We start from the raw sequence: 9058 nt of genomic DNA, 5'->3' as shown, positions 1-9058 counted from the left end.
TAATTGTACAAATTGCTCACTCGCTCTGCATTCTCTCAAGTTGCCGGGTTAATAGGTAGAGCCTCGTTGATCAGCGAGCCGTTGATAGGCAGTCTCGAAATCATTGGTTGTAATTTGAATGCTACTGGGATCATTCAATCCTTCAGCCCGGTAGCGACCAATCGCTTCTAGGGCTGCCTGATTGCTTAACAGCGCGAGGTCAGCCCCGTTCCAGTCTTCGGTCTGCTCTGCCCAATCGGTCAAATCAATCTCCGATAAGGGGCGATCGCGGTTGTGAACCTGCAAAATAGCAAGGCGACTGGTCAAATTGGGTAAATCAACTTTCAGTTGCAGATCTAAGCGTCCTGCCCGTAATAGTGCTGGATCTAGTGCATCTGGGCGATTTGTTGCTCCTACCAGCAAGACATCGGTGCAGTCCTGTAAGCCGTCGAGTTCTGTGAGCAGTTGACCCACAACGCGATCGCTCACGCCTGAATCGCCTTGAAACCTGCCGCGCTCTGGAGCAAGCGTATCAATTTCATCAATGAAGATCACGCAAGGGGAGGCTTGTCTTGCTTTCGTGAACAGTTCTCGCACGGCTTGTTCTGACGCTCCGACCCATTTGCTGAGAAGTTCTGGGCCGTTGACCGCAATAAAGTTTGCTCGGGCTTGTGCGGCCACGGCCTTAGCGAGTAAGGTTTTTCCGGTTCCGGGCGGTCCCCACAGCAAAATGCCGCGCGGGGCTTTGGCACGGGTATGGTGGTAGAGTTCGGGATACAACAATGCCCCCTCAACGGACTCTTGAAGGGTGTGCTTGATCGTGTCCAATCCGCCGATCGACTCCCACGATACGTTAGGAGTTTCAATCTCGATCGATCTGAGAACCGCAGGCTTGATCTGTCTGATGGCTTGAAGAAAGTCTGCCTGAGCGACCGTCATGGTATCCGGAAGAGGAGCGTCTAGGGATGGGATGTGACGGCGGAGCGTGAGATAAGCGGCTTTTTGGCAAAGCGATTTTAGATCTGCACCTACCATGCCCACAGCTAAATCGGCAATGGCGTTCAAGTCAACATCCTCATCCAACGGCATGCTCTGGGTAAGAATCTGAAGAATCTCGAGTCGCCCTGCGCGATCGGGGACGCGAAACTGAACTTCTCGATCAAACCGCCCCGGACGACGCAAGGCCGGATCAAGGTGATCGGGGCGATTGGTGGCGGCAAGCACAATCACGCCATCGGTTCGGGCAAAGCCATCCATCAAGCTCAGCAGTTGTGCCACCACTCGCTTTTCGACCTCACCTTCGACTTGGGTGCGATCGGGCGCAAGACTATCAATTTCGTCAATAAAGATGACACAAGGGGCAGACCGAGCCGCTTTCTCAAACAGGCTGCGCAGCCGCGCCTCGGCTTCCCCATAGTACTTGCCGATGACTTCAGGGCCAACGATCGCGATGTAGTTCACGTCTAGCTCCTGAGCCAGTACACGAGCGGTGAGCGTTTTGCCTGTTCCGGGTGGACCTACCAACAAAACGCCTGATGTAGGTTCCAGCCCTAACCTACTCAGCAGATCTGGACGCTTTAGGGGAAGTTCGACGAGTTCTCGCAGATCTCGTAGCACCTCAGATAAGCCGCCGACCTCTTTCAGCTCTGCACCGTCGTTACGTGGCGATGTAACACTGACGTTGCTCGCCGTCTGAGTAGGGGTCTGAAAGGGTCTTTGACGAGCAGAAGTATTACTGCTACGAGAGGTCCAAGTCTCAGTCTGAAACGTCTGCTGCGCTCGTCCTTCCATTTCTACAACAAAACTGACCAGAGCATCAAACCCTTGATCTAAGTGTTCTTCAAACTCTCTAAAAAGATTATCCATATAAAATTCTTTATCTATAAATGCGCGATCGCGGCTGCTTTCAGTATAGTCACTGAAAGCAGTTCTAGATCCGTTGCTATTAGGGTAGAGGTTCTTTGATGGAGGAACGTTTTCCTAACCGTTGACTCATCTGTTTATTCAAGTGTTCATGGCCTGTTGAGATTAAGATATATAACACAGGCACAATAAACAAACTCAGTAGCGTTGACAAAATCATTCCCCCATTAACAGCAGTTCCCAGAGACTGACGGCTAACGGCTCCCGCCCCACTACTCAGCATCATGGGCACGAGACCCAATACAAACGAAAGTGAGGTCATGAGGATCGGACGCAGGCGAGACTCAGAGGCCGCGATCGCAGCTTTTGTAATCGACAATCCCCTCTCCCGTAACTGATTGGCAAATTCAACAATCAAAATTGCGTTTTTACTCGCGAGTCCAATCAGCATCACCAGCCCAATTTGGCAGTAGACATCATTTGAGAACCCTCGAACTTTCTGTGCCAAAAGCGCCCCCAAAATGGCCAGGGGAACAGAGAGTAGAATGATCACCGGATCAATAAAGTTCTCGTATTGAGCGGCTAACACCAGAAAGACGAAAACGAGTCCCAATCCAAAAATTAAGGGGGCAAGTCCGCCCGAAGTTTGCTCTTCTAACGAGATGCCAGACCACTCGTATCCCATATCTTTCGGCAAAACCTCGGCGGCAACTTGCTCCATAGCCTTAATCGCTTGTCCAGAACTAAAGCCCGGAGCTGCCACTCCATTAATTTCGATAGATGGGAACAAGTTGTAGTGGTTGATGACCTGTGCACCCGTCGTGGGCGTAATTTTCACCAAATTACTTAAGGGAACCATTTGTCCCGCGTTGGTACGGACTTGCAGTGCGCCAATATCGTCTGGATTGGAGCGGAAGCCGCTGTCTGCCTGCACATACACACGGTAGCTACGGTTGAATAAGTTGAAATCGTTGACGTAACGCCCGCCCAGATTGGTTTGCAGCGTGCCAAAAATGTCAGAGAGCGGAATCCCAAGGGCCTTGGCTTTGTTGCGATCGACATCGATTTTCAACTGCGGCATACTTGCCGAGAAGGTCGTGAACACGCCTTTTAGCTCTGGTCGCTTACCTGCTTGCGCCACAATCTGGTTTTTCGCTTCGACTAACTTATCGATGCCGTTGTCGCCGCGATCTTGCAACTCAAAGGTGAACCCGCCAACGCTGCCCAATCCTTGAATCGTTGGTGGGTTGATGGGAATGACCAAAGCATTAGAAATGCCACCGAGCAACGGACCCCGAACTTTATCGATCAATGCTGTAGATGCCTGCTCTGCCTTCCGTCGCTCATCCCAAGGTTTCAATGGTACGAACATAATGCCATTGTTCGCACTGTTGCCACTCACGGTACTAAATCCACCCAATGCAAATGTTCCAGCGACTTCTTCTTTGATCATGCCAACCGTTTGTTCAACTTTGGCAATCACGTCGCGCGTATGATTGATTGACGTACCATCAGGGCCTTGAATGACGTTAATGAAATAGCCCTGATCTTCTTCAGGTAGAAACGCCGTGGGCGTGTTGAGATAGACAACCCCTGTCACACATAAGAGCGTGACGAATAAACCTGCGATCGCGTACTTCAACCGTACTGCCAAGCCGAGGCTGTGACGGTATCCATTCCGCACCGCATCAATGCCGCGATTGATCGCTCTAAACACGCGATTATTTGGCGTTTCGCCTTTCAGCAGCAAGGCTGATAGGGCAGGCGTCAGGGTGAGCGCGTTAAAGGTAGACAATACAACCGAGAACGCGATCGTCAGGGCAAATTGCTTATAGAGTGCACCTGTTGTTCCTGGAAAGAAGGCGACCGGAACAAAGACTGCCATCAGAACCAGGGAGGTTGCGATTACAGCACCCGTGACTTCTCTCATCGCTTCTGAGGCGGCTTGCAGGGGAGGCATGTTGTGGTCTTTCATCAAGCGATCGATGTTTTCAATCACGATAATGGCGTCATCAACCACTAAGCCCGTCGCTAACGTAATTCCAAACAGCGACAGACTGTTAAATGTAAATCCAAACACCTTCATGATGGCAAACGTGCCGATCAGAGAAATCGGAATGGTGATGGTAGGAATCAAGGTAGCTCGCCAATCTTGAATGAAGACAAAAATAGTAATGACGACTAGAATGATTGCCTCATACAGCGTTTTGATCACCTCGCGGCGAGATTCTTCGACAAACAACGTTGGGTCGTAAGGAATCGCATAGGTCATGCCAGGAAGAAAGTCTTTTGAGGCTTTTTCCATTTCCTGTTTAACCGCATGAGCAACCGCCAGCGCGTTACTGCCAGGAAGCTGATTGACTCCCATACCGAATGACGGAAAGCCGTTATAGCGCGAGAAACTGGTGTAGCTTTCAGCTCCGAGTTCTGCTCGACCAATGTCTTTGAGTTTAACTAGCGTTCCATCGGAACCCGTTTTGAGCGTTAAATCTTCAAATTCCTCTTTGGTCGTCAAGCGGCTTTGAGCAATCAGGTCAATCTGAAACATTTGATCGTCTTTTACGGGCGGCTGTCCGATTTGCCCTGCACCCACTTGAATATTTTGTTCTTGCAAAGCGCTCACGACATCTTGAGCCGTCAAAGCACGACTGGCCAAGCGGCTTGGATCAAGCCAGATTCGCATCGCATAGCGCCGTTCTCCGAAGGGCTGAACGTTGCCGACGCCGGGAATGCGTTTGATGCGATCGAGAACGTATAGATCCGCATAGTTGCTCAGAAAAATGTTGTCATACTGCCCTTTGTCGCCGTAGATGCCCATTCCTAGCACGATCGAGCTAGACTGTTTGCTAACTCGAACACCCGTCTGACGCACCGGCTCAGGCAGCGTTGGTTCAGCAAGCGAGACGCGATTTTGTACATCTACTGCTGCTAAATCTTTGTTACGCCCAGGTTCAAAAGTAACGGTGATTTGGCTAGTTCCGTCGTTACTGCTGATCGAGGTCATGTAGCGCATTCCTTCAACCCCGTTGATCTGCCGCTCTAACAGACTTGTGACGGTCTTTTCAACCACGTCGGCACTTGCACCCTGATAGTTAGAGACAACCGCAACTTGAACGGGGCTGATATCAGGATATTGTTCGATCGGCAAAAGCGGTAAGGAAACTGCTCCAGCAATTAGAACAATTAATGAACAAACGGTGGCAAAAACAGGACGTTTAATGAAAAAATCGGCAAACATAGAAGATTTAGATGAATGAGGACTAAAAGCGTAATGTCGTCGCAAAAATGCCCAAAAGCTTAGTGTTGATGGAATATACGTCCACGAATAAAGCGATAAAGTCGCGGACATAAAAGATAAACAATAAATACGCAATTCAGAAAGAGATCAACCTGCTGAAAAATCGCGCCGTAATAACGATCGTCGTAATAACTAACTGCACTACGAAATCGCAATGTCCAATTCAACGGAAATAGCAACAGAGGGCCATCATCAACGTGGGTAAAAATATCAACCGTAGAGTGAAGTAAGCAAGCTGTTAGAAACCAAAAGACCCTTCGTTGCCATGAATTAATATAGCGACGAAACCGCCATACTAAGGCAATTCATATGAGCAGCAATAGTGGAGAATGCAAAAGATTGTGTGAGGCAATCCAAAACGGGTGATGGAAGTACAAGTCATCGAACATCAATCTTGCCGTTTCTGCCCGAGTCCAGCCTAAGATGAGGTGGTAATAGAGTATGCTGCCAATCGAGAGCAGCCAAAGTGGCAGATCAGGCGCGATCGCACCCAATAAAAACGCACGCTTAACAATCGGAACTCTGGGTAATGCCTTATCCAAGGCTGCCGTCATTAAAAAATGCGAAGGGGTATTCATTGAATTTTCTCAGACTGGATTGTCTCACGAGCGGACGTTAGCCTCGATGATTGTCAATCTGAGCGATCGTTCCTCCAAACGCAAAGTTCTGAGCCTGGTCACTCTGTAAGAAATCGTGAGGAAATCCTGGCGCGATCGCGCTGACCTGATCTAGCCGTTGCAGTTGCTCTGGCGTTAGCTGAAAGTCTAAACACGCCATGTTTTCTTGTAGCTGTGTCAGTTTGCGGGAGCCAATAATCGGAATGATGCCTCCAGGTTGCTGTCGAATCCAGTTCAGTGCCACTTGTGAGGGAGTTTCTTCAATTTCAGCCGCGATGTCAAGCACAACTTGAGCAATGCTGATATCCCGCTCTGACACTGGACGCGACGTGTTGGGGTTGTTCAATCGCCCTTCTGCCGCTTCTGGCTTGTTATATTTTCCGGTCAATACACCCGCACCGAGCGGACTCCAAGCTGTTACTCCGATATCAAACGCTCGCGCCATCGGTAGCAAATCTCGCTCTGACGTGCGCTCTTTTAGCGAGTACTCGATTTGCAATCCGACAAATGGCGTCCAGCCGCGCCACTGCGCGATCATATTTGCCTGCGAAATAATCCAAGCGGGCGTATCGGAGACACCAATATAAAGAACTTTGCCTTGGCGCACCAGATCGTCAAACGATCGCATCACTTCTTCAACGGGCGTAGTTGAGTCCCAAGCGTGCAGCCAAAGCAGATCGATATATTCCAAGTCCAATCGCTTTAGGCTTGCTTCTACCGCTTGCACCATGTTTTTACGATGGTTGCCAACAGCATTCATCCCACCATTGCCCATGTTGAGGGAATACTTTGTTGCGATCACCCACTTGTCGCGATCGCTTTTCACAAATTCACCGACGTACTTCTCGCTGGTTCCGTTGGTATATAGATTTGCCGTATCGATAAAGTTTCCACCAACCTCGGCAAACGCATCAAACATTTTGCGACTCTCATCATACGAGCCGCCCCACCCCCAATCGTCGCCAAAGGTCATGGTTCCAAGACAAAGTTCAGAAACTCGTAACCCGCTGTGTCCGAGAAGTTTATACCGCATAATTCTCTCCAAAGTTAAGCAACGATGAGATGGAGTAGCTCGATTCGACGACAGATCAATTACAAATCAGATCAATTAGCCTTCGTAAGGATTGCCCATTCGATCAACAAACACATTGGCGCTAAACGGCAGGCGACCCGGATTTTTGCGAGGTTCTGCGGCATAGCCCACCGGGATTAACAGCGCGATCGCCAGATTCGGATCGTTTTCTGCACCAATTACGGCTTTCACTTTTTCTTCAATCCACCCATTCATGTAACAGGTTGATAGCCCCAAGCTCTCGGCTGCTAACGTCAGATGGACAGCGGCAATTACCGCATCCTTGATGGCGTATTCTCGGCGCTTATCCCCCAAGCCCGATTGGTGCTGCGGAATGGCTGTTTTGAAATACTCCACCGTGCCTTCTGTCCAAGCACCACTACTGATCCCCTGCTCATAGATCGGTGTGAGATCGCCTTCTCCAGCCGTACTATCTGCTGCAAACACAAACGTCACCGGGGCTTGAAGCACTTGTTGTTGATTCCAAGATGCCTCGCAGAGCGCTTGCTTCTGGGCGTCATCTTGAACTAAAACGATACGCCAATCTTGAATGTTGTAGCTACTGGGGGCCGCGACCGTCAGTTCAACCAATCGGCGGAGCAGTTCTGGCGCGATCGCGTCGGGTTTGAATGATTTAATCGATCGCCGTTGCACAATAGCACTCGGAACATCTAAAGGCTGAGTGTGCAGGTTCCGCTCTTGGCTAATCGTCATGACATACTCCTAAATAGTTGACGTGTCGTGATTCAGAATAACGCTCTCTTGTAGAAATAGTGTCTATTTACTATTTCTTTTCCTCTTTGTGCTCTTCTGGTGCTGCCTTGCTCATTTCTGCTTCATTCACAATCGATGAACCATCAGAAATCTTCTGCAATCCTGTTGCTACAATTTTTTCGTTGGGCTTTAACCCGTCTATGACTTGCTGATTATTGCCGCGAATCACGCCCACTTGAATTGGCTTTTGTTTCGCGATCAGGCCTCCATCCTTCGGTTCGGCTACATAAACAAAGTTTTGTCCGGCCAGCCGCGAAATGGCGGTTGTTGGAATCATCATGCCGGGTTGCCGCTCCCAAATCACCCTAGCTCGAATCTGCTGGTCAGCGCGTAAATTGCTGCCTGCATTCTCAACTAATGCCTTTACCAAAACGGTCTGAGTTTCGGTAGAAACTTTGGGAGACACGGCAAACACGCGGCTTGAACCGACCTGTTTACCCTGAGAATCAATCAGATCAATCCGAGTTCCAAGATTGACTTGGCGAGCTTTTTCGGTGGGAATCGACACGTTCACTTCAAGATCACTATTCTGCGTCAGCGTTCCTAATGTCGTCGCCTGACTGACTAAATCTCCTTCTTTCACGGGAAGTTCGCCAATCGTTCCAGAAAAGGGAGCCGTGATCCGAAAATATTGCAGTTGCACCTGCTCTTCCTCGGTGAGGGCTTGGGCCTGCTGATAGGTGCGCTGCGATCGCGAGACATCAGCTTGACGGGCGGCAAGATCGGCTTCTTTTGCCGCAATCTCTTCTTGTTGTCCGTCAATTTTGGCTTGTGCTGATCGCAAACTCGCTTGTGCCGTCTTCAAATTGTTGAAATACTGTTCAACCAAATCGGCACTGACTGCCCCCGCTTTGTAGAGTCTGTCATAACGGCTGTACTGGCTCTTGCTGCGATCGTAGTCTGCCGATTTTGACGCCAATGTTTCCTGATATTCTGCCAGCGTTGCTTTTGCCGTCTTTAGGTTGGCCCGTGCCGAGGTCACACCCGCTTGGGCTGATGACACGCCTGCTTGCGCCGAGTCCGCTGATGCTCCTGATCCCAACGCCGCTGCCGCTTGCTTTCGGGGATCAATTTGTAGAATCGGCTGACCTGCCTTCACCGCCTCTCCTGCCCGCACAAAGATTTGCGCGACTTGTCCTTCAATCCGAGGCTTGATATTGACCGACTGACGAGATTCTAACGTTGCGTTAAAGTCGTCACTTCTGTCTACGATCGCAGACTGCACATCCGAAATTTGTACCGGAATTCCCTCTCCTTGACTGGCATTTGCCTCTGGTGCGGCAGAGCGGCAAGCGTTGAGCCAAGAAAGAACGAGCATGAGGGGAATCAGCCGAGCGAAAGAATAAACTTGCTTTTGCATACCCATCGATTGCCTACTCTATCTAGTGATGGTCTACTGTCTACGATCTGTCATACTCCGCTACGAGCATTCGTCTTGATACTTTGCTATCCCAA

General features: G+C 49.8%; 6 protein-coding genes. All 6 read right to left on the bottom strand.

Annotation, left to right across the window (positions count from 1 at the left end):
- Positions 1-48: 48 nt before the first annotated feature.
- Positions 49-1845 carry an AAA family ATPase gene (locus AC5JLB_RS30520; RefSeq protein ID WP_495877578.1) on the bottom strand — a complete coding sequence of 599 codons (1797 nt, stop codon included), beginning with the start codon at positions 1843-1845 and terminating at the stop codon, positions 49-51.
- Positions 1846-1924: 79 nt separating this feature from the next.
- On the bottom strand, positions 1925-5080 hold the full coding sequence (locus tag AC5JLB_RS30515; protein WP_495877577.1) for an efflux RND transporter permease subunit: 3156 nt from the start codon (positions 5078-5080) through the stop codon (positions 1925-1927).
- A gap of 365 nt (positions 5081-5445) precedes the next feature.
- Positions 5446-5718, bottom strand: coding sequence for a hypothetical protein (locus AC5JLB_RS30510; RefSeq protein ID WP_495877576.1), 273 nt, complete (start codon positions 5716-5718; stop codon positions 5446-5448).
- 37 nt (positions 5719-5755) lie between these two features.
- Positions 5756-6790 (bottom strand): aldo/keto reductase, encoded by a 1035-nt coding sequence (locus AC5JLB_RS30505; protein ID WP_495877575.1) that lies wholly within the window; start codon positions 6788-6790, stop codon positions 5756-5758.
- A gap of 75 nt (positions 6791-6865) precedes the next feature.
- The gene (locus tag AC5JLB_RS30500) at positions 6866-7543 is read right to left on the bottom strand and encodes a nitroreductase family protein (RefSeq protein ID WP_495877574.1); all 678 of its coding nucleotides are present in this window, start codon (positions 7541-7543) and stop codon (positions 6866-6868) included.
- Between the two features lie 70 nt (positions 7544-7613).
- Entirely contained in the window at positions 7614-8963 is a 1350-nt protein-coding gene (locus AC5JLB_RS30495) for an efflux RND transporter periplasmic adaptor subunit (protein ID WP_495877573.1), read from the bottom strand.
- Between the last annotated feature and the right edge of the window lie 95 nt (positions 8964-9058).

Source organism: Myxacorys chilensis, from assembly GCF_059505265.1.
Note: the sequence above shows the minus strand (reverse complement) of the source record. Positions and strands in the feature narration are given on the sequence as shown.

Excerpts from the sequence above, each read along its gene's own strand:
- AC5JLB_RS30520 (WP_495877578.1), bottom strand. The coding sequence starts at position 1,845 with ATGGATAATCTTTTTAGAGAGTTTGAAGAACACTTAGATCAAGGGTTT.
- AC5JLB_RS30515 (WP_495877577.1), bottom strand. The coding sequence starts at position 5,080 with ATGTTTGCCGATTTTTTCATTAAACGTCCTGTTTTTGCCACCGTTTGT.
- AC5JLB_RS30510 (WP_495877576.1), bottom strand. The coding sequence starts at position 5,718 with ATGAATACCCCTTCGCATTTTTTAATGACGGCAGCCTTGGATAAGGCA.
- AC5JLB_RS30505 (WP_495877575.1), bottom strand. The coding sequence starts at position 6,790 with ATGCGGTATAAACTTCTCGGACACAGCGGGTTACGAGTTTCTGAACTT.
- AC5JLB_RS30500 (WP_495877574.1), bottom strand. The coding sequence starts at position 7,543 with ATGACGATTAGCCAAGAGCGGAACCTGCACACTCAGCCTTTAGATGTT.
- AC5JLB_RS30495 (WP_495877573.1), bottom strand. The coding sequence starts at position 8,963 with ATGCAAAAGCAAGTTTATTCTTTCGCTCGGCTGATTCCCCTCATGCTC.